General features: G+C 72.0%; 22 protein-coding genes and 2 riboswitches. Of the genes, 12 read left to right on the plus strand and 10 right to left on the minus strand.

Going from position 1 to position 23,985, the window contains the following annotated elements; genetic code table 11:
* Positions 1-44: 44 nt before the first annotated feature.
* Complete coding sequence (locus tag IEY17_RS00535; RefSeq protein WP_188984241.1) at positions 45-911, plus strand: amidohydrolase family protein; 867 nt, start codon at positions 45-47, stop codon at positions 909-911.
* Between the two features lie 218 nt (positions 912-1,129).
* Here the strand turns inward: IEY17_RS00535 and IEY17_RS00540 are convergent, their stop codons facing one another.
* Complete coding sequence (locus IEY17_RS00540) at positions 1,130-2,176, minus strand: SIS domain-containing protein (protein WP_188984243.1); 1,047 nt, start codon at positions 2,174-2,176, stop codon at positions 1,130-1,132.
* A 359-nt stretch (positions 2,177-2,535) separates the two neighbouring features.
* Between IEY17_RS00540 and IEY17_RS00545 the strand changes: the two genes are divergently transcribed.
* The 3 genes from IEY17_RS00545 (at position 2,536) to IEY17_RS00555 (ending at position 5,628) form a co-directional block, all read left to right on the plus strand.
* Positions 2,536-3,291, plus strand: a complete 756-nt coding sequence (locus tag IEY17_RS00545; RefSeq protein WP_188984246.1) for a GntR family transcriptional regulator — start codon at positions 2,536-2,538, stop codon at positions 3,289-3,291.
* Between the two features lie 174 nt (positions 3,292-3,465).
* Complete coding sequence (locus IEY17_RS00550; RefSeq protein WP_188984248.1) at positions 3,466-4,335, plus strand: hypothetical protein; 870 nt, start codon at positions 3,466-3,468, stop codon at positions 4,333-4,335.
* Between the two features lie 159 nt (positions 4,336-4,494).
* Positions 4,495-5,628 carry a S1 family peptidase gene (locus IEY17_RS00555; protein ID WP_188984250.1) on the plus strand — a complete coding sequence of 378 codons (1,134 nt, stop codon included), beginning with the start codon at positions 4,495-4,497 and terminating at the stop codon, positions 5,626-5,628.
* A 115-nt stretch (positions 5,629-5,743) separates the two neighbouring features.
* On the opposite strand, the gene thiE is transcribed toward IEY17_RS00555, so the two are convergent.
* Entirely contained in the window at positions 5,744-6,415 is a 672-nt protein-coding gene (thiE, locus tag IEY17_RS00560; RefSeq protein ID WP_188984252.1) for a thiamine phosphate synthase, read from the minus strand.
* 117 nt (positions 6,416-6,532) lie between these two features.
* Positions 6,533-6,640, plus strand: a riboswitch (TPP riboswitch).
* Here thiE and thiO point away from each other — a divergent pair.
* From thiO to thiG, 3 genes are all read left to right on the plus strand, one after another.
* Positions 6,631-7,743: a glycine oxidase ThiO gene (thiO, locus tag IEY17_RS00565; RefSeq protein WP_188984254.1), complete on the plus strand. Its 1,113-nt coding sequence runs from the start codon at positions 6,631-6,633 to the stop codon at positions 7,741-7,743. Its footprint overlaps the riboswitch before it by 10 nt.
* Entirely contained in the window at positions 7,740-7,940 is a 201-nt protein-coding gene (gene thiS, locus IEY17_RS00570) for a sulfur carrier protein ThiS (protein WP_188984256.1), read from the plus strand. The genes thiO and thiS overlap by 4 nt, the downstream gene beginning before the upstream one ends.
* A gap of 1 nt (position 7,941) precedes the next feature.
* Entirely contained in the window at positions 7,942-8,706 is a 765-nt protein-coding gene (thiG, locus tag IEY17_RS00575) for a thiazole synthase (RefSeq protein ID WP_188984258.1), read from the plus strand.
* Between the two features lie 61 nt (positions 8,707-8,767).
* Here thiG and IEY17_RS00580 read toward each other — a convergent pair whose 3' ends face one another.
* The 4 genes from IEY17_RS00580 to IEY17_RS00595 all read right to left on the minus strand — a co-directional run bounded on the left by IEY17_RS00580 (position 8,768) and on the right by IEY17_RS00595 (position 14,364).
* Entirely contained in the window at positions 8,768-10,741 is a 1,974-nt protein-coding gene (locus IEY17_RS00580; protein ID WP_229679727.1) for an FUSC family protein, read from the minus strand.
* 193 nt (positions 10,742-10,934) lie between these two features.
* Positions 10,935-11,801: a bifunctional hydroxymethylpyrimidine kinase/phosphomethylpyrimidine kinase gene (gene thiD, locus IEY17_RS00585; protein WP_188984262.1), complete on the minus strand. Its 867-nt coding sequence runs from the start codon at positions 11,799-11,801 to the stop codon at positions 10,935-10,937.
* Positions 11,802-11,916: 115 nt separating this feature from the next.
* Positions 11,917-13,560, minus strand: coding sequence for a phosphomethylpyrimidine synthase ThiC (thiC, locus tag IEY17_RS00590; protein WP_308423930.1), 1,644 nt, complete (start codon positions 13,558-13,560; stop codon positions 11,917-11,919).
* A riboswitch (TPP riboswitch) is annotated at positions 13,555-13,676 on the minus strand. It overlaps the preceding gene by 6 nt.
* Before the next feature lie 106 nt (positions 13,677-13,782).
* Positions 13,783-14,364, minus strand: coding sequence for a peptide deformylase (locus tag IEY17_RS00595; protein WP_188984264.1), 582 nt, complete (start codon positions 14,362-14,364; stop codon positions 13,783-13,785).
* 305 nt (positions 14,365-14,669) lie between these two features.
* On the opposite strand from IEY17_RS00595, the gene IEY17_RS25105 reads away from it, so the two are divergent.
* Together IEY17_RS25105 and IEY17_RS00605 are read left to right on the plus strand one after the other, a co-directional pair.
* A complete protein-coding gene (locus IEY17_RS25105; RefSeq protein ID WP_373289831.1) occupies positions 14,670-14,975 on the plus strand; it encodes a DUF3263 domain-containing protein in 306 nt (101 codons plus the stop codon).
* Positions 14,975-15,580: a LytR C-terminal domain-containing protein gene (locus IEY17_RS00605; protein ID WP_188984266.1), complete on the plus strand. Its 606-nt coding sequence runs from the start codon at positions 14,975-14,977 to the stop codon at positions 15,578-15,580. Before IEY17_RS25105 ends, IEY17_RS00605 begins: the two co-directional genes overlap by 1 nt.
* A 230-nt stretch (positions 15,581-15,810) precedes the next feature.
* Here IEY17_RS00605 and pssA read toward each other — a convergent pair whose 3' ends face one another.
* From pssA to moeA, 4 genes are all read right to left on the minus strand, one after another.
* Positions 15,811-16,746, minus strand: a complete 936-nt coding sequence (gene pssA, locus IEY17_RS00610; protein ID WP_188984268.1) for a CDP-diacylglycerol--serine O-phosphatidyltransferase — start codon at positions 16,744-16,746, stop codon at positions 15,811-15,813.
* A complete protein-coding gene (locus tag IEY17_RS00615; protein ID WP_188984270.1) occupies positions 16,743-17,465 on the minus strand; it encodes a phosphatidylserine decarboxylase in 723 nt (240 codons plus the stop codon). The genes pssA and IEY17_RS00615 overlap by 4 nt, the downstream gene beginning before the upstream one ends.
* Before the next feature lie 528 nt (positions 17,466-17,993).
* Entirely contained in the window at positions 17,994-19,949 is a 1,956-nt protein-coding gene (locus IEY17_RS00620) for a M48 family metallopeptidase (protein WP_188984272.1), read from the minus strand.
* A gap of 62 nt (positions 19,950-20,011) precedes the next feature.
* Entirely contained in the window at positions 20,012-21,256 is a 1,245-nt protein-coding gene (gene moeA / locus IEY17_RS00625) for a molybdopterin molybdotransferase MoeA (protein WP_188984274.1), read from the minus strand.
* A gap of 148 nt (positions 21,257-21,404) precedes the next feature.
* Here moeA and IEY17_RS00630 point away from each other — a divergent pair, with 148 nt between their 5' ends.
* The 3 genes from IEY17_RS00630 to IEY17_RS00640 all read left to right on the plus strand — a co-directional run bounded on the left by IEY17_RS00630 (position 21,405) and on the right by IEY17_RS00640 (position 23,973).
* Positions 21,405-22,088: a TIGR00266 family protein gene (locus tag IEY17_RS00630; protein ID WP_188984276.1), complete on the plus strand. Its 684-nt coding sequence runs from the start codon at positions 21,405-21,407 to the stop codon at positions 22,086-22,088.
* Positions 22,089-22,394: 306 nt separating this feature from the next.
* Entirely contained in the window at positions 22,395-22,598 is a 204-nt protein-coding gene (locus IEY17_RS00635) for a cold-shock protein (protein WP_188984278.1), read from the plus strand.
* A 130-nt stretch (positions 22,599-22,728) separates the two neighbouring features.
* The gene (locus tag IEY17_RS00640) at positions 22,729-23,973 is read left to right on the plus strand and encodes a serine/threonine protein kinase (protein WP_188984280.1); all 1,245 of its coding nucleotides are present in this window, start codon (positions 22,729-22,731) and stop codon (positions 23,971-23,973) included.
* The last annotated feature ends 12 nt before the right edge of the window (positions 23,974-23,985 follow it).

Genomic DNA, 23,985 nt, shown 5'->3' on the forward strand with positions numbered 1-23,985 from the left:
CACCCATGTCCGTCCGAAGTAGACAACGGGGCGGAGGCGGATCGATGACCGTCGACAGCCACCACCACCTCTGGGACCTCGACGTACGCGACCTGCCGTGGATCGTCGGCGCCGAGATGGACCCGCTGCGCCGGGACTTCCGGCCCGCCGACCTGCAGGCCGCGCTCAAGGGTTCCACTGTGGACGCGACCGTGCTGGTGCAGACGGTCTCCGACCCGGACGAGACGCCCGAGATGCTGGTGCTGGCCGACAGCGTCGACCGCATCGCCGCGGTGGTCGGCTGGGTCGACCTGACCGCTCGCGACGTCCGCGAGCAGATCGGCCGCCTGCAGACCCACCCGTCCGGGCGGTGGTTGAAGGGCATCCGCCACCAGGTCGAGACCGAACCCGACCCGGAGTGGCTCATCCGGCCGGACGTGCTCAACGGGCTGGCCGCGGTCGAGGACGCCGGGCTGGTCTACGAGCTGCTGGTGCGCCCGCACCAGCTGCCCGCGGCGATCAAGGCGGTCGGGCAGTTCCCGCAGCTGACCTTCGTCCTGGACCACTGCGGCAAGCCGCCGGTGGCCAGCGGGGAGCTGGAGCCGTGGGCCGGCCTGATCCGCGCGCTGGCCGCGTTCCCGAATGTCTTCTGCAAGTTCTCCGGGCTGGTGACCGAGGATGCCTGGGCGCGGCAACCTGATCCGGTACGGTTGCGGCCTTATGCGGACGTGGTGCTGGAGGCGTTCGGGCCGGGGCGGCTGATGTTCGGTTCGGACTGGCCGGTGTGCCTGTTGGCCGCCGAGTACGGGCAGGTCATGGACGTGGCCCGGGAGCTGGCCGCGGGGCTGGATGATCGGCAGCGCGCGGCGCTGTTCGACACCACCGCACGCCAGGTTTACGACATAGAGGGATTTCGTCCGCTGCTGGGCTGATCGCCCCGACGTTTGCGCCCTGCTCCGTTCGGCGTAACCTGGCGTTGCCCGCCTCGCCCCGCCCCCTCGGTGAGGCGGGCTCTTACGTCGGGCCCTGCCTGGAAGTGCCCGTCGCGGCGGGTGACGCGCCGGTTTTCCACGAGCCCCGTCGAGATCGGTAGCAGGTGCCGGCGTCACTCGATCAGGTCGGGAGCGGCGAAGCCGCCCCGTCGTCACCATCAGCGGGTCCGGGTGACCTTCTTCAGGCCGCGGGGGTGGTCCGGGTCCTCGCCGCGGGCCAGCGCCAGGCCGAGCGCGAGCTGCTGGACCGGCAGGACCTCCAGCACCGGCGCCAGTTCCTCGGCGCACTCCGGGACCGGGATGCGGTGGGCCGCGGGGACGTCTCCGGCGCCCGAGCCGATCGCGCAGATGTCCGCGCCGCGCTGGTCGACCGCCCGGAGCACGTCGCGCATCGCGTCGCCGCCGCGCCCCGTGCTGCACAGCGCGAGCACCGCGGTGTCGGCGTCGATCGCCGCGACCGGACCGTGCAGGAGGTCCGCGCCGCTGTAGGCGCGCGCCGACAGGTAGCTGGTCTCGGCCAGCTTGAGGGCCGCTTCGCAGGCGCTGGCCAGCGAGTAACCGCGGGCTGTGGTGACCATCCGCTCCGCGAACCGGTAGCGGTGCACCGCGTCGTCCACCGCCTGCCGCCCGCTGTCCAGTGCGGTGGCCGCGAGGTCGGGGATCGGTGCGGCCCGCTCACCGGTGCCGCCGCGGACCGCGTCGACCAGCAGGTACAGGGCGAGCAGGGTGGCGCTGTAGGTCTTGGTCGCCGCCACCGCCTGTTCCTGGCCCGCGCGGATGTCCACGGACAGTTCGGCGGCCGAGTTCAGCGGGGAGTCCACGGTGTTGGTCACCGCGACGGTCAGCGCCCCGCGTTGCCGACCGGACTCGGTGACCTCCAGCAGGTCCGGCGATCCGCCGCTCTGGCTGACCGACACCAGCAGCACGTCGGTCAGGTCCGGTCGGGCGCCGTACAGCGTGGTGGTCGACGGGGAGGCCAGGCCGGCGGGCAGGTGCAGCAGCACTTCGATGAGGTACTTGGCGTAGAGCGCGGCGTGGTCGCTGGAGCCGCGCGCGGCCAGCAGCGCGAAGCGCGGTCGGCGCTCCGCGATGCGCGCGGCGACCTCGGCGATCGCACCGCGCGTGGCCAGCAGATCGGCGAAGATCGCGGGCTGCTGGCCGATCTCGTCGGTCATGTGGCGGCCGGGGGTGGCGGCCTCGCTCATCGGGTCCATCCCTTCGCAGTGAGGTCTAGACCAATCGTAGTCGGCGGTGGGACCGTATGCAGTGACGTTCGACACCATTGTCCGCCCGCCCCGTCGCACATTGGTATGGACCACATCGGCGCGAGATTATGTCCCGGGACACGCGAAGCCGCGACCGTTCAGCGTTACTGTTCACCCACCGATAAGGCCCACCTGAGCTTGGCGGGGGTTGACCGAACCCCCGGCGAACCCGAACGTCGGCGGCACTGGCGCCCCCGGTCGTCGGGCATGCTGAAGGAGCGGTCGAGTCGGCAGAGCGGCGACTTCCCGCCACGGGGAGCTCGGAAGACGGCGGCAAGGTTGCGGCGGTAGGAGGAACGATGCTCGAAACGTCCGTGTCCGGCGGGGCGGACATCCCCGCGCGCGCACAACGCGAACCGAAGTACTGGGGGCTCAAGCAACACCTGCTGGACATGCTCCGGTCGCTGCCGCCCGGATCGCCGATCCCCACCGAGCGGTCGCTGGCCGCCGAGTTCGACGTCTCCCGCACCACGGTGCGCCAGGCCCTCGCCGAGCTCACCGTCGAAGGCCGCCTGCTGCGGGTGCAGGGCAAGGGCACCTTCGCCGCCAAGCCCAAGGTCGCCCAGCGCCTCCAGCTGAGCAGCTACACCGAGGACATGCGCGCGCAGGGCCGCCAGCCCACCTCGCGCCTGCTGGAGGTCGTGGAGGAACCGGCCGCCGAGGAACTCGCCCGGCTGCTGGACACCAAGCCGAGCTCCACCGTGCTGCGGCTGCGCCGACTGCGGCTCGCCGACGGCGAACCCATGGCCATTGAGACCACCCACCTGCCGCTGACCCGGTTCCGCGGCCTCACCGGTCGGCTTGAATCCGGCGCCTCGCTGTACCAGGTGCTGCGCGAGCACTTCGACGTCGAACTCGGCCACGCCGAGGAGACCATCGAGACCGCGCTGGCCAGCCCCGAGGAGGCCGAACTGCTCGGCTCCGACGTGGGGATGCCGATGCTGCTGCTGTCCCGCCACTCCTTCGACACCAAGGGCCGTCCGGTGGAGTGGGTGCGGTCGATCTACCGGGGCGACCGGTACAAGTTCGTCGCCCGCCTCAACCCCCCGGGCTGAGCCCCCTACCTGCGCGGACGGCACCCCGGGCCGCCCCGGGGTGCCGTCCGTCGTTCCCGGCCGCACCGGTGTTACGGGGAAGTGGGAGTCCTCACGGAAGACCAACCGTGAGGAGAAATCCGGCGTGGTACCCCGTTGGCACGTCCAGAGAGTGCGGTCAACAGCGTGGGAGCCATGAGCAGGCAGGGAGACGAGGAAGAAAAGAAACGGGACGCGGACGGGAAGTCCGGCAAGCTCGACCTGTCACCGCCCAAGGTCGCGGGGGCCGCCCTGGCGTCGGTGACGGCGGCGTTCCTGGGCTCGCGGCTGGGGGTGGCCGGCACCGTGGTGGGCGCCGGGCTGACCAGCGTGGTGATCACCGTGGGCGGTGCCCTCTACCAGCGCTCCTTCGAAAGCGCCAAGGAGAAGGCGGTGCTGGTCGCGGCGAAGGCGCGCAAGCGGCAGCAGCGCACCGAGGTCATCCGGTACGTGTCCACTGAGGACAAGCAGGTCACCAGGCGGATCCACCTCAGTCCCGGCATGCACTGGCCGGGCGGGGAGCGGGTCGTGGACTCGCCGGACACCGACCGCGGGCCGGACACCGACGACACCACCCGCGTGCTGCACCCCACCACGCCGTCGGTGAACAAGCGCCGCCAGCGGGTCCGGTGGGCGATGGTCGCGGCCAGCTGTGCCCTGGTGTTCGCGCTGAGCATGCTGGTGGTCACCGCATTCGAGGGCGTGACCGGTCGGCCGCTGTCCGGTGGAGGCGGCGGCACCACGATCGGCCAGGTGCTGCACCGCGATCCCCCGCCGCAGCACGTCATCCCGGAGCGGACGGTCGTACCGGAGCCGACGCGCAGCCGCGAGCCGCAGCCGACCCAGCAGGTGCAACCCAGCCAGCAGCCGCCGGTGCAGCCCACGACCCCGACTCCGACGACGACGGTGGAACCGACCCCCGCGCCGACGACCCAGCAGACCCCGCCACCGGAGTCGCAGGTCGTCGAGCCGGATGAGACGACCGGGGCGCCCTGGATCGTGCCGCACAATCCATCCGATCGGTGAAAGGGCTGGTCACGGCCGTCAGCGCTCCCTCGATCGGGGAGTGCTGACGGCCGTTTTGAGCGAGATGCGGCAGAAGTTGGATGTGAGACGGATGATGTCCTCCGATACTGAAGCGGCGACGGGGGCTGTTGAGATCCATCTCACATGAGGGAGACACCTATGAAGCGCAGACTCGCGGCCCGGGTGGCCGGGACCGTGATGCTGGCAGCAGGAACGGTCGCCGCGCTGACCATGCCGGCGACCGCCACCAACACCGCGCCGCCGGACACCACCGCCACCGCTTCGACGCTGCTCGACGCGATGCAGCGGGACTTCGGGTTGACCCGGGAGCAGGTCGTCGATCGCCTCGAGCAGGAGGCGGCCGCGACCCGCGCGGACCAGGTGCTGCGCACCTCGCTGGCCGGCAGCTACGGCGGATCCTACTTCGACGCCCAGCAGGGCAGACTCGTCGTCGGGGTGACCGACCCCGCGCGGTTCGAGCAGGTCCGCGCCGCGGGTGCGGAGCCCCGGCTGGTCGATTTCACCATCGAACAGCTCTACGGCGTCGTCGACCGGCTGAACCAGCGCAGCACGCAGGCCCCGTGGACGGTCAGCGGCTGGTACCCCGACACCTACAGCAACTCGGTGGTCGTCACGACCCGCCCGGGCAGCTTGGCGCAGGCCATGCAGTTCGTGCATGCCGCGGCCGTCGAGCTCAGGGCCGTCCGGATCCTGGAGTCCCTGGAGGACCCGCGGACCTACGCCGACGTCATCGGCGGCAACGCCTTCTACATCGGCAGCGGCTCCCGCTGCTCGGTCGGCTTTTCGGTGCAGGGCGGGTTCGTGACCGCCGGGCACTGCGGCAACGCCGGCGACACCACCTCGCAGCCCAGCGGCATGTTCGAGGCGTCGTCGTTCCCCGGCAACGACTACGCCTGGGTGAGCGTCGGCGCTGACGACACCCCGCGGCCCCTGGTGAACAAGTACGACGGCACCACCGTCGGGGTGGCTGGTTCCACGGAGTCCGCGGTCGGCGCGTCGATCTGCCGCTCCGGCTCCACCACGGGCTGGCACTGTGGCACGGTGCAGGCCAAGAACCAGACGGTGCAGTACCCGCAGGGCACCGTCTCCGGCCTGACCCGCACGAACGTCTGCGCCGAGCCCGGTGACTCGGGCGGTTCGTGGATGTCCGGCGACCAGGCCCAGGGCGTGACCTCCGGCGGTTCGGGCAACTGCACCAGCGGCGGCACGACCTACTTCCAGCCGGTCAACGAGATCCTCCAGGCATACGGCCTGACCCTGCTCACGCAGTGACCTGACCGGCACGCCGAGGCCCCCGGGTGACATCGCTCGCCCGGGGGCCTCGGCGCGTCAGGGGTGACACATTCCGTCGAGAAAAGCGGTGGAGGTCCCGGGTCGGGGAGGATGATCAGGGCAGACGGCTGCGCAGTTCGCTGGCCGCCGCGCGCGGGTCCTCCGCCTCGGTGATCGCGCGGACCACCACGATCCGCTCGGCCCCGGCCTTGATCGCGTCGTCAACGTTGTCCGGGCCGATGCCGCCGATGGCGAACCACGGCCTGCCGTGCCCGCGGTGCTCCGCGGCGTGCCGCACCAGGTCCAGCCCGGCCGCCGGACGCCCCGGTTTGGTCGGCGTGGTCCACACCGGACCGGTGCAGAAGTAGTCCACGCCCGGCTCGATCGCCGCCGCGTCGGCCTGCACGACGTCGTGCGTGGAACGCCCGATCGCGATGTGCTCGCCGACGATCCGCCGCGCCACCTCGACCGGTAGGTCGTCCTGCCCCAGGTGCAGGATGTCGGCCTCCGCGGCGAGCGCCACGTCGGCGCGGTCGTTGACCGCGAGCAGCGCCCCGTGCCGCACGCACGCCTCGGCCAGCACCTCCAGCGCGGCCAGTTCGTGGCGGGCCTCCAGCGGAGCGCCGTGGGGGCTCTTGTCGCGGAGCTGGATGATGTCGACCCCGCCATCCAGGGCGGCGTCCACGAACTCCGCGAGATCGCCGCGCTCGGTGCGTGCGTCGGTGCACAGGTACAGCCGCGCCTCTGCAAGGCGGGCGCGGATGCCGAAGCCGTCCAATCCAGGCATGTTCCACAGGGTAGCCCCTGCCGTCGGGCCCGCTCGGCGATGCGCCAGCCCCAGCCGACTGTCGTGAAATTGCTCGACCTCACCCCTGACGTGGAGATCCGGGCCCGGTACGGTGGACTCGGTGAGCACGGGAGCCCGGCCGACCGGGCTGAGAGGGGGCGTGAGGCCCCGACCGTCGAACCTGATCCGGGTCATGCCGGCGCAGGGAGCGTGAAGTGTCTGGAGAAGTGAACGTCGCCGTCGTGGGCGGCGGAGTCATTGGTCTGTCCATCGCCTGGCGTGTCGCTGCCGCCGGGCACCGGGTGCGCCTGGTCGACGACGCACCGGCGTCGGGGTCGTCGCACGTCGCCGGCGGCATGCTGGCGCCGATCGCCGAAGCCTGGCCCGGTGAGGAGGAGCTGCTGGAACTCGGGTCGGTGTCGCTGCGGCAGTGGCCGGGCTTCGCCGACGAGCTTGCCCGCGCGTCCGGGCTGCCGTCCGGGCTACGCCGCGAGGGCACGATCGTGGTGGGCGTCGACAGCGCCGACCGCGAGGAGCTGAACAACCTGGCGGACTACCTGGCCGGCCTCGGCCGCACCGTCATCCGGCTGACCGGTCGGGAGGTGCGCAGGCTGGAGCCGTCGCTGGGACCGGCCGTGCGCGGCGGGCTGGAGGTGCCGGGTGATCTCGCGGTCGACAACCGGCAGGCGCTGGCCGCGCTGCGCGCCGCGGCGACCGCGGCGGGGGTGGAGTTCGTGACCGCCCGCGCCCGCGAGGTTCGGCCCGGTGCGGTGCACCTCGAGGACTCCACTGTGGACTGCGATGTGGCGGTGATCGCCGCCGGGGCCCACTCGGGTTCGCTGCACCCCCGGCTGGTCGGGCGGATCCGTCCGGTGAAGGGCGAGATCCTGCGGTTGCGCGCGCGGGCCACCGCGCTGCCGCCGCCGAGCCGTACGGTGCGTGGACCGGTGCACGGCCGGCCGGTCTACCTGGTGCCCCGCGACGACGGCGGTCTGGTGCTGGGGGCCACCCAGCACGAGGTCGGGTTCGACACCGAGGTCACCGTGGGCGGGGTGCGCGACCTGATCGCCGACGCCGAACAGGTGCTGCCGGGCATCGCCGAGTACCAGCTGGTCGAGGCCGCGGCCGGGCTGCGCCCCAGCACCGACGACAACCTGCCGGTGCTCGGGTGGCTCGAGCCCGGCGTGCTGGTGGCCACCGGGCACCACCGCAACGGGTTCCTGCTCACTCCGGTGACGGCCGACGCGGTGCTCGCGCTGCTGCGCGGCGAGGAACCCGCCGCCGAGGTCAAGGCCGCCGATCCGAGCCGATGGGGAGGACAGCAGTGAAGGTCGTGATCAACGGGGAGCCGCGGGAGGTCGCCGAGGACGCGACGCTGGCCGCGGTGCTGACGGAGTTCGGCGTGCCCGAGCGGGGCGTGGCCGTGGCGCTGGACGGTGCCGTGGTGCCGCGGGCCTCCTGGCCGGGGACCGAGCTGCGCCCCGATGCCGCGATCGAGGTCCTCACCGCAGTGCAAGGAGGGTGACATGGACGACCCGTTGGTGATCGCCGGGCGCGAGTTCGGCTCGCGGTTGATCACCGGGACCGGAGGCGCGACGAACCTCGCGGTCCTGGAGCGCGCGCTGATCGCGTCCGGAACCGAACTGACCACCGTGGCGATGCGCCGCGCCGACGCCGGTGGCGGCACGGGCGTCCTCGACCTGCTGCGCAAGCTCGGCATCGAGGCCCTGCCGAACACCGCTGGGTGCCGGACCGCGGCGGAGGCGGTGCTGACCGCGCAGCTGGCCCGCGAAGCGCTCGAGACCAACTGGGTGAAGCTGGAGGTCGTCGCCGACGAGGACACCCTGCTGCCCGATCCGGTGGAACTGCTCGACGCGGCCGAGCAGCTGGTCGACCAGGGCTTCGTGGTGCTGGCCTACACCAACGACGACCCGGTGCTGGCGTTGAAGCTGGAGGAGGTCGGCTGCGCCGCGGTGATGCCGCTCGGCTCGCCGATCGGCACCGGTCTGGGCATCCGCAACCCGCACAACATCGAGATGATCGTGTCCCGCGCGTCGGTGCCGATCGTGCTTGACGCGGGCATCGGCACCGCCTCGGACGCGGCGCTGGCGATGGAACTGGGCTGCTCGGCGGTGCTGCTGGCCACGGCGGTCACCCGCGCCCAGGACCCGGAGCGCATGGCGGCGGCGATGCGGGCAGCGGTCGAGGCGGGCCGCCTGGCCCGCACGGCGGGCCGCATCCCCAAGCGCTTCTGGGCGCAGGCGTCCAGCCCCGGCCGCCCCATGGAGTGAGCCACCGCGCGTTCACGTCACGTTCGCGCACCGGTCGGATCACCGCGCCGCGATGGCGCTGTCAGCGGATGTGGAGGCGTTCGGTGCGGACGAAGGAGATCGTGTAGCTCTTCCACGGGTTGTCGTAGCCGAAGGTGCGGTCGATCGCCTGGCGGGCGTGCAGGGCGTTCTCCACCAGGGAACTCGCCAGCAGCTCCGTGGCCGGGGCGCTGCCCTCCGGGACGTCCGGGATCTTCGCCGTCGGCTTGCCGCCCAGCAGGTCGTCCACCGCGCGCAGCGCCGGGACCGCCACCGCCTGCTCCGCCTCGGGCCGGAACGCCAGGGTCGCGACGTCCTGCCGCAGCGCGTCCAGCGCGATGGCCGCGTCCCGGGTCGCGCGGTCGTCGTCGGTCTCCTCACCGGTGCCGTCCAGTAGCGCGGGCATCCCGAGCAGGTCCTGCGTGCGGCGCAGCGCCAGCACGTGCGCGGCCTGCAGCGCGGTCGGGAGGTCGACGCCCTGACCGGCGGCGCGGACGCTGCGCAGCAGCTCCGACACGGCCCACACGGTCGACCGCACCGCTCCGCGCACGTCCGGCAGGATGCTGCTCGGCAGCACCAGGTAGCTGACGTAGCCGACGATCAGCGCGATGGCCGCGCCGACCGCGGTGTTCGCCGCGAAGCTGATCCCCACGTTCACCAGCGGCCGCTCCAGCCGCATCGCCTGGTCGACCACGGTGATCACGATCAAACAGCTCAGCAGCACCTGGTAGTCGGTGCGCAGCCGCGGCATGTTCAGCAGCATCCCGGCGATCACCAGCGGCACCAGCAGGAACGCGCCCGGCAGCAGCGTGATCACGATGGCCAGCGCGGTCACACCCAGCACCGCGCCGCCGGTGCGCTCCAGCGCTCCCGTCATGCTGTCGCGGGCAGCGGGCTGCAGCACCACGTAGAGCGCCAGCAGCAGGCTGGAGGCCGAGGGATCGCGCAGCAGCGCCACGATCACCATGCCGAAGGCGACCGCGAGCGTGCAGCGCAGCGCGTGCCGGAACAGCGACGACCGGAACGACAGGTGCGCGCGCACCGCGCCGAGCAGCCGTTCGCGCCGCGCGCCCGGCGCCGGTGGCGGCAGCGGGGTATCCACCCGGCGCACCACCGCGGCGCGGATCCGGTCCAGGCCCTGGTTGATGCCCTGCACCGCGTCCGGCAGGTCCTGTCGCCCGCCGCGGGCCACGACCGCCTGGGCCGGGTCGCGCCGGGCCGCCGCGGGCAGTCCCGTGCAGGCGCGGGCGCGCACCGAGCGCGCCAGCTCGGCAGCGACCTGGTCGGCCTCCGCGACGATCTGGCGCAGCCGCTCGGCCTCGATCCGGTCGCTCTGCTGGGCCTGCGCGAGCAGCGTCTCCCGCGCCGCGCGGAACCGGGCCGCACCGGCCAGCACCTGGCCCAGCCACGTGCTGGAGCCGTCCGCGCGCCACGCGGCGGCGGCCGACTCGACCACGCCCGGCCCGCGCGCGAGAAGCGTCCGGGCGACCGCGACGCGGGTGGCCCGGGTGGGATCGCTCAGGCCGATCACGACCCGCAGGACCAGGGCGAACAGCGCCCCGGCGACCGACGAACCGAGCAGCACCAGCACCGGCTGGTCGGCGCCGATGCCGGTGGTGGTGGACACCAGCGTCGCCGCGGCGAAGGTCTGCCCGCCGACGTGGTAGTGCTCGCCGAGCGCGGGCAGCATGCCGGTGCCGAACACCACGACGGCGACCACCGCCCCGGCCAGCACCGGGACGTTCGCCAGCAGCGGGCCGACGGTCATCGTCAGCACCAGCGCCGGGGTGAACCAGGCGAAGCGGTACAGGTCGGACCGCAGCGACTGGCCGCCGCTGGCCACCAGCGCCAGCACCGCGGTCAGCCCGGCGACCAGGGCCGGGGTGTGCAAGTCCAACAGCCAGCCGATGGCGGTCCCGACGACCACGGCGACGAGCACCAGCACGGCGTACTGGCGTTGTCGGGGGTCCGGTGCTCCTGACTGGGTGGTCAGCCGCTCCCGCACTCGTGTCCACACCGATTTAGCCACGCTGTCGAAAACCCCTGTCGTCGTCGTGCGCGCAGCGCGCGGCGGACCGCGTACCGGCGGCGGCACGCGGTCCGGGAATTACGCGCGTCTCGACCCGTATGTCGACGAAACACGCCATTCGGGTTACAGACCCGGAGCGAAGATCACTCTATTAGGGGGACGGTTCGGGGATGGTCGGGGTTCAGATCGAGCGCGGGCTGATCCGCCAGAACGTCGAGACCGGCCCCACCCCGGAACCCAGCGGGTAGGCGTGCGAAACGCTGCGGGTGACGAACCGCTTGCCGCTGCGCACCGCGTCCGGCACCGAGGCGCCCTTGGCGAGCGCGGACGTGATCGCCGAGGCGAACACGTCACCGGCGCCGTGGGTGTGCACCGTCGCGTAGCGCGGCCCCGGCAGCGGGATCGCCTCGGTGCCGTCGAAGAGCAGGTCGACGCACTCCGGGTCGTCGGGCAGGTGACCGCTTTTCACCAGCACCCACTCCGGGCCGAAGTCGTAGATCGCCTTCGCCGCGTCCAGCAGGTCGGCGCGGGTGCGCGCGTCGATCCCGGTCAGCAGCCGCACCTCGTCCAGGTTCGGGGTGACCAGCGTGGCCCGCGGAAACGCCTGGTGCCGCAGGGCGTCGAGGGCATCCGGCCGCAGCAGCGGTTCGCCGCTGCGGGAGGCCGCGACCGGGTCGACCACGAACGGGGTCCGGCCCGCGCGGCCGATGCCGTGCCTGTCGCACACGTCCAGCACGGCCTCGATGGTGGCCGCGGAGGCGAGCACCCCGGTCTTGGCCGCGTCCACCCCGATGTCGGAGGCCACGGCGTCGATCTGCGCGGCCACGGTCTGCGGCGGGATCTCCACCAGCCCGGTGACGCCGACGGTGTTCTGCACGGTCACCGCCGTGACCGCGGTCATGCCGTGCACCCCACAGGCGAAGAAGGTGCGCAGGTCGGCGTGCATCCCGGCGCTGCCGCCGGAGTCGGACCCGGCGATGGTTAGCGCGGTGGGTGGGGCGGTGTCGTTCGCGGGCCGAATCGCGCGCCCGGCCGCAGTCTCGTGCATCCAGTTCATGGTACGGCCCCGATCCTGCTGATCATCCCGGGTGCCCGACGGCCGGGGGGCGATTCCAGTGGTGATCGACGTGTCGCCGGCCACTGGAATCGCCGTTCCCCGGTGCTCACTCGGCGATCGGCAGGTACACCTTGCCGCCCGCGCCGACGAACTCGTCGGACTTCTCCCGCATCCCGGCCTCGATCGCCTCGACGCTGGTCAGCCCGCGCTCCTCGGCGAACTTGCGGACGTCCTGGGTGATCTTCATCGAGCAGAACTTCGGCCCGCACATCGAGCAGAAGTGCGCCGTCTTGGCCGGCTCGGCGGGCAGCGTCTCGTCGTGGAACTCCCGCGCGGTGTCCGGGTCCAGCGACAGGTTGAACTGGTCGGTCCAGCGGAACTCGAACCGGGCCTTCGACAGCGCGTCGTCGCGCTCCTGCGCCCGCGGGTGGCCCTTGGCCAGGTCCGCGGCGTGCGCGGCGATCTTGTAGGTGATCACGCCGGTTTTCACGTCGTCCCGGTTCGGCAGTCCCAGGTGCTCCTTCGGCGTGACGTAGCAGAGCATCGCGGTGCCCGCCTGGGCGATGATCGCCGCACCGATGCCCGAGGTGATGTGGTCGTAGGCGGGGGCGATGTCGGTGGTCAGCGGGCCGAGCGTGTAGAACGGCGCCTCACCGCACAGCTCCTCCTCCAGCCGCACGTTCTCGACGATCTTGTGCATCGGCACGTGGCCGGGGCCCTCGATCATCACCTGCACGTCGTGCTCGCGGGCGATGTGCGAGAGCTCGCCGAGGGTCTCCAGCTCGGCGAACTGGGCGCGGTCATTGGCGTCGGCGATCGACCCCGGCCGCAGACCGTCGCCGAGCGAGAACGTGACGTCGTAGTCCCGCAGGATCTCGCACAGCTCGCTGAAATGCGTGTACAGGAAGTTCTCCTGGTGGTGCGCCAGGCACCACGCGGCCATGATCGACCCACCGCGCGAGACGATGCCGGTGACCCGCTTCGCGGTCAGCGGCACGTAGCGCAGCAGCACCCCGGCGTGCACGGTCATGTAGTCCACGCCCTGCTCGCACTGCTCGATCACGGTGTCGCGGTAGATCTCCCAGGTCAGCGCGGCCGGATCGCCGTTGACCTTCTCCAGGGCCTGGTAGATCGGCACGGTGCCGATCGGCACCGGCGAGTTGCGCAGGATCCGCTCCCGGGTCTCGTGGATCCGCTTGCCGGTGGACAGGTCCATCACGGTGTCGGCACCCCAGCGGGTCGCCCACACCATCTTCTCGACCTCCTCCTCGACCGAGGAGGTCACCGCCGAGTTGCCGATGTTGGCGTTCACCTTCACCAGGAAGTTCTTGCCGATGATCATCGGCTCGCTCTCCGGGTGACAGCGGTTCGCCGGGATCACCGCCCGGCCGCTGGCCACCTCGTCGCGGACGAACTCCGGCGAGACGCCCTCGCGGACGGCGATGAACTCCATCTCCCGCGTGATCACGCCCGCCTTGGCCCAGCCCAGCTGGGTGCGGTGCTCCCGCCCGTCGATCCAGTCCGCTCGCATCCGGTGCAGTCCGTTGTGGACGTCGATGGTGGCGTTCTCGTCGGTGTACGGCCCGGAGGTGTCGTACACGTCGAGGTGCTCGCCGTTGGTCAGTTCGATGCGGCGGAATGGCACTTGCGAGCCGGATTCGGTGCTGCGGTACACCTTCCGCGAGCCGCTGATCGGCCCGGTGGTGATCTCGGTCCCGTTGGTGGACGCGTTCGAGCGCACGTCGGCCACTGCCAATCCACTCCCTACGCCGGCATTACCCGGTCAGGTTCATGCGGTCGGCGGCCCCGGAATCCTCCAGCCGCCCTCTCAGCCCGCTGTTGGTGCGAGCTCCCGCGGTGTCTGATATGTCGTCGCCAGAGGCTAGCCGCCGCCCCCACTCCTGCCAACCCCCGTTCACCCTCCTGACGGCAGGGGCGGTGTGCCGTTGGTCTCGTGACCCGCGGGTTCTGATCAGTCCTCGTCGTCGGCGAAGGGGTCGCCGTGCTCGGCCGGGTTCCAGGACAGGCCCGGCACGCCCCAGCCGTTGCGCCTGACCATCTTCTTCGCCGCGCGGGCGTGCCTGCCGACCAGGCGATTCAGGTAGAGGTAGCCGTCAAGGTGGTCGGTCTCGTGCTGCAGACAGCGGGCGAAGAAGCCGGTGCCCTCCACCTCCACCGGATTACCGTCCACATCGGACCCGGTGACCTTCGCCCAGCTCGCCCGGCCGGTCGGGTACGACTCACCGGGCACCGACAGGCAGCCCTCCCAGTCCTCGTCCGGGTCCGGCATCGTCTCCGGGATCGCCGAGGTCTCCAGCCGCGGGTTGACCACCACGCCGCGGTGCTGGACGCCCTCGTCGTCGGGGCAGTCGTAGACGAACACGCGCAGGTCCACGCCGATCTGGTTGGCCGCGAGCCCGACCCCGTTCGCGGCGGCCATGGTCTCGAACATGTCCTCGACCAGGGTGCGCAGCGTGTCGTCGAACCGCTCCACCGGACGGGTCGGGTTGTGCAGCACCGGGTCGCCGACAATGCGGATCGGGTGAACAGCCATGGGCCGGACCTTAGCGGTTCAGCCGGATGCCGCCGACGGGTGTCGTGCCGCCACCGGGCGGCATGATCCGGTCACGGCCGGTGAACCACCATGGTGTAATGAAGAAGGATCACAGCACTGTGATTCCGGCGAACGCGGGAAGCCCCAATCGCAAGGCGAGGAGCCAGATGGACGCCGCTCAAATGCTGACCGCGCGGGAGATCGCCCGGCAATGCGAGCAACTGGCGCGCCTGCACCAACGGCAGACCTCACCCGAGCCGGCCACCGGGCGGCGGTTGCGGCTCGCCGAACCGGTCACCCAGCCGATCGAGCGGGTCGTCGAGCCCGTGCCGGAACCCGAACCGGTGCCTCCTTCGGGTGAGCTCGGCGAACGCGAGCGCGGCATCCTGGCGTTCGAGCGGCAGTGGTGGAAGCGTCCCGGTCCGAAGGAACAGGCGATCCGGGAGCTGTTCGACATGTCGCCGTCGCGGTACTACCAGCTGCTGAACGCGCTCGTGGACAGTCCGGCGGCGGTTCGGGCAGACCCTATGCTGATCAGACGGCTGCGCAAGGCACGGGCGGATCGGCAGCGCGCGCGGACCGCCCAACGACTGGGAATCGAGTTGCACTGATGACTTCTGGGGAACCGTCCTCCGGGCCATCGAGAGCCAGGATCGCCGGAATCGGCCTGATCGGGATCGGGGTGATCGCGGGCGCCATCGGCATCGGCACGCTGGCCTTCGGCGGCCAGGAGTCGGACTCGGCCCAGCCGCTGCCGCCGAGCCCCGACACCGTGCCCGTCGCCGCCCCGTCGAACCCGCCCGCCACCTCCAGCGCCGGCGCGCCGAGCCCCACGCAGGCGCCTCCGCCGCCCGAGCCGGTGGCGCCCCCGCAGCAACCGACCCAGGACGTGCCGGTGGGCTCCGGTGACGGTGCGGCGCTGGTGGTCGTGCGGGTCTACAACAACAGCACGATCAGCGGGCTGGCGCACCGGGCGGCCGAGGACCTCAAACGGGCCGGGTACGACGTGCCGGAGATCGGCAACTACTCGGGGGGCATCATCCCCACCACGACGGTGTACTTCCGGCCGGGCACCGATGAGGAGCGCCAGGCCCGGGAACTGGCGGCCCGCATCGGGGCGCGCGCGGAACCGCGCTTCGACGGCATCCGCAACGCCAGCCCGGGGCTGATCGCGATCATCACCAACGACTACAAGGGCACCACCGTCGGCAAGTGACCTTCTCGTCCCCCCGTTTCGGCAAACCTGGTGGATCGGTCGCCTAGCGCCCCTACCCAGGCGCCCGCGGGGACCCAAGAAGTTCCCAAGTTCGAACTTGGGAACTTGCGGGGCGGCGCCCTTGACCGCCAGCACGTGCAACCCCGCTGCCCACCAGCGCGCGCACCAGGAACGTCCTGCCGCAGCCCGGCGGGCCGCACAGCAGCACCCCGCGAGCTTGGAGCCCTCGCTCAGCGCGAAGCGCTGTCGTTGCGGCCGCGCCGCAGCTCCAGGCGGCGCCAGCTGCGCCGCGGCCCGTCGGGGTGGCTGTAGCGGCGCGGCAGCCGCACGCGGCGCGCCGCGCCCGCCACGCGCCGGCGTAGCGGTGGGCGCAGCCCCAGACGTCGCTGACGGCGGATCGCCCGCCGTTCGCGCGGCGGCGCCTCCCACGCCTCCGGGTGCCTGGCCAGCCAGTTGTGCCGGTACAGCGCGTACGGCATGTGCAGCAGGTACAGCACCATTGCGATGGCCAGCGAGATCAGCGGGAACATGATGATCCCGGCCGCCAGCACCGCCACCAGCACGAGCAGCGGCGCGACGGCCTTCGGCGGCACCCTGACGGTCTTCAGCGACAGCGTGGGCAGCCGGCTGACCGCCAGCGCCGCGATCAGCAGCATCCAGCCCATCACCACGTTCTGGTCCGACCACCAGCCGGGGTGGCCGAAGTGCGCGGTGAGGATGATCGGCAGCAGGGCGAGCAGCCCGGCCGCCGGAGCGGGCACCCCGACGAAGAACTCCTTGGCGTACGGGGGCTGGTCGGCGTCCTCCAGCAGCGTGTTGAAACGCGCCAGGCGCAGCACCATGCACACCGCGAAGATCAGCGACACCACCCAGCCGGCCCGGTTGTCCTGCAGCTGCCACGCGTACAGCGTCAACGCCGGGGCGACCCCGAAGGACATCGCGTCGGACAGCGAGTCGAGCTCGGCGCCCATCTTCGAGGTGGCGTCGAGCAGCCGGGCGAGCCGCCCATCCAGCCCGTCGAGCACCGCGGCGACCGCCACCGCGGCGATCGCGCCGGTGAGGTGGCCGGCCAGCGCGAACTGGACCGCCGAGAGCCCGGCGCACATCGCCAGCACGGTGATGGCGTTGGGCAGCAACCGGACGCCGGGGGTGGTGCGCATGCTCATGAGTCGTGCTTCCCCCGCGGCAGTTCGGCGAGGACGGTCTCGCCGCCCACGGTGCGCTGGCCGGGCTCGACGAGGACCCGGCTGCCCTGGGGCACGTAGAGGTCCACGCGGGAGCCGAACCGGATCAGCCCGTAGGTGCTGCCGGCCTGCACCAGGTCGCCCTCCTGGACCGAGCAGACGATGCGGCGGGCGACGAGCCCGGCGATCTGCACCACGGCGACCTCGGTGCCGTCGTCGGTGCGGATGAGCAGGGAGTTGCGCTCGTTGTCCTCGCTGGCCTTGTCCAAATCGGCGGACAGGAACTTGCCCGGCCGGTACGCGACGGCGGCGACCTTGCCGCTGACCGGGATGCGCTGGACGTGGACGTCGAAGATGGTCAGAAAGGCGCTGATCCGGGTCATCGGCGCGTCGCCGAGGCCGAGCTCGGCCGGGGGCACCGCGGTCGTCACGTGCGCGACGGTGCCGTCGGCGGGCGCGACGGCGATACCCGCGCGGGTCGGCGTGGTGCGTTTCGGTTCGCGGAAGAACCACGCGCACCAGGCAGTGAGGATGCCGCCCAGCACGCCTGCGGGGCGCCAGATGCGGCGCAGCAGCAGCGCGAGCACCGCGGCGCCGAGCACGAACGGGCGCCCGGCGGGGTGCATCGGCGGGATGGTGTCGCGGGCCAGCGCGGCCAGGTGCGCCAGCGGAGTGTTCTTCGGTTCTTCGGCGGTGCTCATCGCGGTGCTACGCCCCTGCGTCGGCGGTCGTGGTGCGGCGCTGCGGTCCGGGCGACCGGCGCCGTCGTCGGTACAGCATCGCGGACGCCCAGAATCCACCGACGCCAGGGGGCGTAGTTGATCACGGACAGCCCGGCTGACCTGCGCTGATCGGACTGGGGGATGCTACCGCCCCGGAACCGCCCGCAGTAACCCGCGCGGGTGAAGTGGGGGCGGTCCGCTCAAGTCCGCCCCGGGGTGGGTCGAGGAAACGGGGGAGGAGAAGCGGGGGCCGTTCGGCGTCTCCCCGCAGACACCGAACGGCCCCCTCTGGTGAAGGTCCGTGCACCCCCCGACGGCGCACGGTCCTTCCTGATCCGCCCCGCGGGCAAGCTGAGCGGGAAAAATGCGGACGTCTGTGAGATGTATTCGATCGACGTTTCGTTACGTGGTTCCTAGTGTAATCGAGTTCACAAAACCACCGTAGCCGCTATTGGAGGACCTTGGCGGCCGTGTTGATGACGGTGAGTCATCCTTTCCATTCAACCGTCACACCACCGCCGGGTCGTCCAGATCCATCCGCGCCCCCATGAGCTCGCCCAGCCCACCATACGGGTCGCCGTGCTCCACGCTGTCGGCGCTGCTGCGCAGTACCAGCTCGCAGGTGTCCTCTCCGTTGGTCACCCCCGCCTCGTCCAGTGTCGACAACGCGAACTCGTCGAGGTACAGCTCCAGCGACAGCGACCACCCCGCGCGGTCCTGGTCCAGCCGGGCCCCCGCGACGTCGCGGCTGTCCACCCACTGCGCGCCCGCCTGCTCCCGCAGCTCGCCGATGGGCGTCGCGGCCAGCTCCTCCAACTGCTCCTGCTCGGCCTGGCGGAACCGGGCCAGCGTGCCCGCGAGCAGCCGCTTCGCGGTGCTCGCCCGGGTGGGCAGCAGCAGCAGACCGCGGTCGGTGACCAGCAGGTCGTAGCTGCCGCCGGGGCACTGCACCGGGCTGACGATCCCGGCCAGCACGGGTTCCGGTTCGGGCGCGGGGCGGCGGGTGTGGGTCAGCGGCACACCCAGCTGGACCAGCGTGCGGTGCAGGCCCGGGATGAGCCGCGGGTCGACGACCGCGGGCCGCACCAACCGGTCCGGGTCCAGCGGGCGGCCGTTGGCCAGCCGGACGACCGACGGCCCTCCCCAGTCCAGTTCATGATGCGCCCGCCGGGCGCAGACCAACGCGTCCACCACGGCGCAGCCGAGCAGGTCGGTGAGCGTGTCGACCGCCGCCTGGTCGATGAGCTCCGGGCGCAGACCGGGGTTGAGCACCGGGTTCACCAGGTCGCGGCCCTGGCCGCGGTGGATGGCGGGCAGGATGCCGCCGATGGTCGGCGTGACCGGCAGCCCGCTCTGCTCCGCCGCCGAGCTGAGCAGCGCCGCCTGCTCGGCGACGTGCGCGGCACCGGCCAACCGGGCCAGCTCCGGCCAGGGCAGCCGCGGCCCGAGGCCGTCGACCATGAGCCGGTCCTCCAGCTCGGGCACGCTCTTGCGCGGGTTGCGCAGCATCGCGAACGCCGGCCGGTCGTCGACCTCCTGACTGGGGGTCTTGATCCGCTTCATCGCCTCGATGCGCTGGCGCACCGGCGGCCGGGTGCGGTCGGTGTCGTCCTCCTCGGCGATGGCCTGCTTGGTGCGCTCGGCCAGCGTCGACCTGCGCGCCGGGTGCTCCATGAAGGAGCGGAACCCCAGCAGCACCTCCGGGGCGTGCCCGACCGCGGTGGCCATGCTTAGGTACTCGTCGGCGTAGTCGCGCCAGCCGAGCTCGACCGCCACCGACTTCCGCAGCGCGGTCACCGCGACGCGCCGGCCTGCCTCCCGAACCGCGAGGGCGTCGGCGGCGAGCACCAGGTCACGGCCGGTGGCGGCCGCAAGCGCGGTGAACAGCCGGGCGTAGCCGGCGAACAGCCACTTCGTCGGGCCGCCGGTGAGGCCGGCCACGGTGCGCTCCACGCTGGCGGCGGCGCGGTGCGCCGTCGTCGTCAGCGCGCTGCCGGCCAGGCGGCCGAGGTGGTGCGCCAGCACCGCGCGGAACTCGCTGACGTTGAGCGCGGCCAGCAGCGGCAGGCCGATCTCCAGGTGGCGGGTCCGGGTCCGCAGCCCGAGCAGCGCGGTGTCCTCGCGGATGGCCATCGCGGGCTCGGAGGTGATCCGGATCTCGTCGGGTGCCGGCGCGCCCGCGCTGGCGGCGATCGACTCCACCGTCCGCCACAGCTGTGGCTGCTCCGCGCGGTCCAGGCGGACTCCGCGGGGGCGCGCCCGCGAGCGCAGGATCGCGCGCAGGCCGACGGCCAGGACTGCGCCGACGACCACGGCCGCCGCGGCGGCCTTCAGCCCACCGCCCCGGTCGTACTGGAAGGTGACGGCGGCAATCGCGAGCAGCCCGAGGACCAGCGCGATCGGCGCCACGAAGAAGCCTGTGTGCAACGCCAGCGCCAGGGCGGCGCGCCAGGGGCCACGCACGGTGCACTACTCCGGTGGGGGTTGGGGACGGTGGTGCAGTCTTGGCCAGCGGACGTGATCCGTCAATCCAGCAGCATCACGTCCACAGTGGAGCCCGCGGGAAGTTCGGTGACGTCCTCGGCGATCTCCAGCAGACAGTTCGCCTTGGCCAGCCCCGCCAGCAGGTGGGATCCCGGGGCGCCCTGCAGCGTCACGGTCCCGGCCGCGGGGTCGAACCGGCCGCGGCGGTACTGCCGCTTGCCGGGCGGCGCGGTCAGCGGCTCGGCCAGCTCGGCTCGGCGCACCGGCCGCCCGACGGCGCGGTGCCCGGCCGCGGCCCGCAGCGCCGGGCGGACGAAGACCTCGAACGACACCATCGCGCTGACCGGGTTGCCGGGCAGGGTCACCACCGCGGCGCCACCGCGGTACCGGCCGGCGCCCTGCGGCATGCCCGGCTGCATCGCGACCTTCGTGAACTCCACCCCGGTGCCGGTCAGCGCGTCCTTGACCACCTCGTAGGCCCCCGCGCTCACCCCGCCGGAGGTGATCAGCAGGTCGGTGCCGTCCAGGTGCGGGGCGAGGGCGGCGTGGAAGGCGTCGACGTCGTCCGGGACGAACCGCAGCAGCGTCGCCTCGCCCCCGGCCTCGCGCACCGCCGATGCCAGCATCAGCCCGTTGGACTCGTAGATCTGTCCCGACCTGAGCTCGGTGCCGGGCGCGATCAACTCCGATCCGGTGGACAGCACCAGGACCCGCACCGGCCGGTGCACCCGTAGGTGCGCGACCCCGATCGCGGCGGCGACGCCGAGCTGGGCCGGGCCGAGCGTGGTGCCGGCGGTGAGCACGGTGTCCCCGGCGGTCACGTCCTCGCCGGACTGCCGCACGTGCTGGCCGGGCTGGACCGTCGCGAACAGCCGGACCCGCTTCGTCCCCCGGTCGGTGCGCTCCACCGGGATCACCGCGTCCGCGCCCGGTGGCATCTGGGCCCCGGTCATGATCCGGTGCGCGGTGCCGGGGCGCAGCGGCGGCACGTCGACCCGACCGGCCGGGATGTCCTCCGCCACCGGCAGCTCCACCGGCTGCTCCGGGCTGGCCCCGGCCAGGTCGGCCGAGCGCACGGCATAGCCGTCCATCGCGGAGTTGTCGAACGGCGGTAGCGGGATCGACGCGGTCAGGTCCTCGGCCAGGGCCAGGCCAAGGCAGTCCTCCAGCGGAAGCCTCGCGACCGGCGTTGTGGTGAGCAGGGCGGCGACCCTGGCCCGGTGGTCGGCCACCGTGGTCAGGTCTGGGGTTCCGGTTCCGTGCGACACGCCCCGATCATCTGTCATCGGCACCGACGCTGTCGTCACCGGCGGTCAAAACGTCGTGTGGTGATGTCCTCACCTTCGGGTTTTCCCTCGGGCGGCGTGGACGCCGAGATCGTCGCATCGGTGCGCGTGGCAGACTGCGGGTGGTCCTACCGAGGAGGAGGTGCCCGTGCAGGTTCGTACGCGTCACACGCCGTCGTTCGGGGTGGCCCGGCTGGTGCTCGCGCCGGGGGAGCCGGTGCAGGTCGAGTCCGGCGCGATGCTGGCCACCAGCTACGGCGTGAGCGTCGAGGCGCGCGCGCAGGGCGGTTTCCTGAAGTCGCTGGCCCGGGCCGCGCTCGGCGGCGAGTCGTTCTTCGTGTCCACCTACACGGCGCCGCAGCAGGGCGGTTGGGTGGACGTGGCGCCGAACCTGCCCGGCGACCTGTACGTCATCGAGCTCGACGGCCGCACCGGCTGGTGCGTGACCAAGGGCTGCTGGCTGGCCTCGGCCAGCACGGTCCAGGTGGAGGCGCAGTGGGGCGGCTTCCAGAACCTCTTCGGCGGCGAGGGCGGGTTCGTGACGCACCTCGTCGGCCAGGGCCCGGCGGTGGTGTCCTGCTACGGCGCGCTGGACGTCGTGACCCTGCAGCCCGGCGAGTACGTCACGATCGACACCGGTCACGTGGTCGCCTACGCCGACACGGTGCAGAGCCGGTTGCGCCAGATGAACCAGGGCATCGCGCAGTCGCTCAAGAGCGGCGAGGGACTGGTGTTCGATTTCGCCGGCCCGGGTCAGGTGCTGACCCAGACGCGCAATCCGCGCGGCCTGGTCACCTGGTTGCAGGCCAATGGTCTCGGCGCCCGCTCCTGAGCCGCCGAACGATTCCACGCGCCGCGCCGAGACGACGCGGCTGATCCGCTCAGCATGCCGCCGAACGGACGGCGCGCGCCGTCAATTTCGCTCCTGGCGCAAATCCGTTCCTGCGCTCGGGGGAATTGCGGTACGGCGCACTACTCCGATGACTGACCGTGGCCGGGCCAAGCACCCGTTCGGCCCAGCGGTTAACGGAAAAGTTGCATTGCCGAACCCGCGACGAAGCTCCATTTCTGGGGTAGCGTGGCCGTTGCTCCAGCGACGCTTGGCGCGTCGTGCATCACTTTTCATGAGGAGGACGCCGTGGCGGTCGGCACGGTCAAATGGTTCAACTCCGAGAAGGGCTACGGATTCATCGCAACGGACGGTGGCTCCGACGTGTTCGTCCACTACTCCGCGATCAACATGCCCGGTTTTCGCACCCTTTCCGAAGGTGATCGGGTCGAATTCGAGGTGAAGGCGGGGCGGGACGGCCGCACCCAGGCAGACGGCGTCCGCAAGGTCTGAGTCGATCGCCGCGGCCCGGTCCTCCGGTGGGGGCCGGGCCGCGGCGCGTTCCGGGGCCGTGCAGCACGATTCGGCTGCACGATGGTGAACCCGCACACGGCAGCGATCTCGGAACGTTAGGCTTCGTCGTGTGTCGGAAGACCTCACCGGGCAGCGCCTCGGCCACTACAAGATCGACGGAGTGCTCGGCCGCGGCGGGATGAGCGTGATGTACCGCGCCACCGATACCCGGCTGGGCCGCAAGGTCGCGCTCAAGGTCATGGGCGAGCACATCACCGGTGACGCGGAGTTCCGCGAGCGCTTCGTCGACGAGGCCCGCAACACCTCGGCCATCGACCACGCCAACATCGTGCCGCTGTACGACTTCGGCGAGGTCGACGGCATGCTCTACATCGCGATGCGGCTGGTTGACGGCTCCGACCTGGCCAGCCTGATCAAGGACGGGCCGATCTCGCCGAAGCGCGCGCTGGAACTGCTCGGCCAGGTCGCCGAGGCGCTCGACATGCTGCACGAGCGCGGGCTGGTGCACCTCGACCTGAAACCGGCCAACGTGCTGGTGACCTCCCGCGAGTCCGCCCACGAGCACGTCTACCTGGCCGACTTCGGCCTCACCCGGCGCGGCGCGACCGGCCACCGCACCAGCAGCGGCGACTTTCTCGGCTCGCCGACCTACGCGGCTCCCGAGCACCTGCGCGGCGAACCGGTGGACGGCCGCACCGACCAGTACGCGCTGAGCTGCATGCTGTTCGCCTGCCTGACCGGGCGACCGCCGTTCCAGGGCCAGGTGCAGGAGGTCATTCAGGGCCACCTGCACCTGGAGCCGCCGCCCGCCACCTCGCTGGTGGTGCTGCCCGGCAGCATCGACGAGGTGCTGCGCCGCGGCATGGCGAAGAAGGCCGACCAGCGCTTCGGCAACTGCAAGGAGCTGATCGCCGCGGCCCGGGCCGCGCTCGGTCCCGCGGCCGGCGACACCCCGCCGCCGCCGCGCACCGCCGTCCCGGTGCCGGGCCCGATGTCGGGTCCGCAGCCGGTCCAGTACGCGCAGCAGGGGCCGGCAGCGCCCGGCTACCGGCCGCCGTACCAGCAGCAGCCGCCGCGCCCGCTGCCGCCGCCGACCAACGACCCGGTGCGCCTGCGCCCGCCGCTGCCGGCCGGGTCCGCGTCGTTCGCGACGAAGTCCGGTGGCTCGGCGAAGTGGATCGTGCCGGTGCTCGTCGGTGTCGCCCTGGTGGTCATTGTGGTGATCTTCATCGTGATGATCAGCTCCATCGGCGGCGGTTCCAGCGGCGACGACTCCCGCACCACCGAGTCCACGGAGACGTCCTCCTACAACGACAACGACCTGCCCACGACGGTGCCCACCGTCGGCGGCTGACGACGCGCCGCG

It is taken from the genome of Saccharopolyspora thermophila, from assembly GCF_014646075.1.
Taxonomy (GTDB): Bacteria; Actinomycetota; Actinomycetes; order Mycobacteriales; family Pseudonocardiaceae; genus Saccharopolyspora; species Saccharopolyspora thermophila.

Coding starts and splice junctions, on each gene's coding strand:
- IEY17_RS00535 (WP_188984241.1), top strand. CDS start 45: ATGACCGTCGACAGCCACCACCACCTCTGGGACCTCGACGTACGCGAC.
- IEY17_RS00540 (WP_188984243.1), bottom strand. CDS start 2,176: ATGAGCGAGGCCGCCACCCCCGGCCGCCACATGACCGACGAGATCGGC.
- IEY17_RS00545 (WP_188984246.1), top strand. CDS start 2,536: ATGCTCGAAACGTCCGTGTCCGGCGGGGCGGACATCCCCGCGCGCGCA.
- IEY17_RS00550 (WP_188984248.1), top strand. CDS start 3,466: ATGAGCAGGCAGGGAGACGAGGAAGAAAAGAAACGGGACGCGGACGGG.
- IEY17_RS00555 (WP_188984250.1), top strand. CDS start 4,495: ATGAAGCGCAGACTCGCGGCCCGGGTGGCCGGGACCGTGATGCTGGCA.
- thiE (WP_188984252.1), bottom strand. CDS start 6,415: ATGCCTGGATTGGACGGCTTCGGCATCCGCGCCCGCCTTGCAGAGGCG.
- thiG (WP_188984258.1), top strand. CDS start 7,942: ATGGACGACCCGTTGGTGATCGCCGGGCGCGAGTTCGGCTCGCGGTTG.
- thiD (WP_188984262.1), bottom strand. CDS start 11,801: ATGCACGAGACTGCGGCCGGGCGCGCGATTCGGCCCGCGAACGACACC.
- IEY17_RS00595 (WP_188984264.1), bottom strand. CDS start 14,364: ATGGCTGTTCACCCGATCCGCATTGTCGGCGACCCGGTGCTGCACAAC.
- IEY17_RS00605 (WP_188984266.1), top strand. CDS start 14,975: ATGACTTCTGGGGAACCGTCCTCCGGGCCATCGAGAGCCAGGATCGCC.
- pssA (WP_188984268.1), bottom strand. CDS start 16,746: ATGAGCATGCGCACCACCCCCGGCGTCCGGTTGCTGCCCAACGCCATC.
- IEY17_RS00615 (WP_188984270.1), bottom strand. CDS start 17,465: ATGAGCACCGCCGAAGAACCGAAGAACACTCCGCTGGCGCACCTGGCC.
- moeA (WP_188984274.1), bottom strand. CDS start 21,256: ATGACAGATGATCGGGGCGTGTCGCACGGAACCGGAACCCCAGACCTG.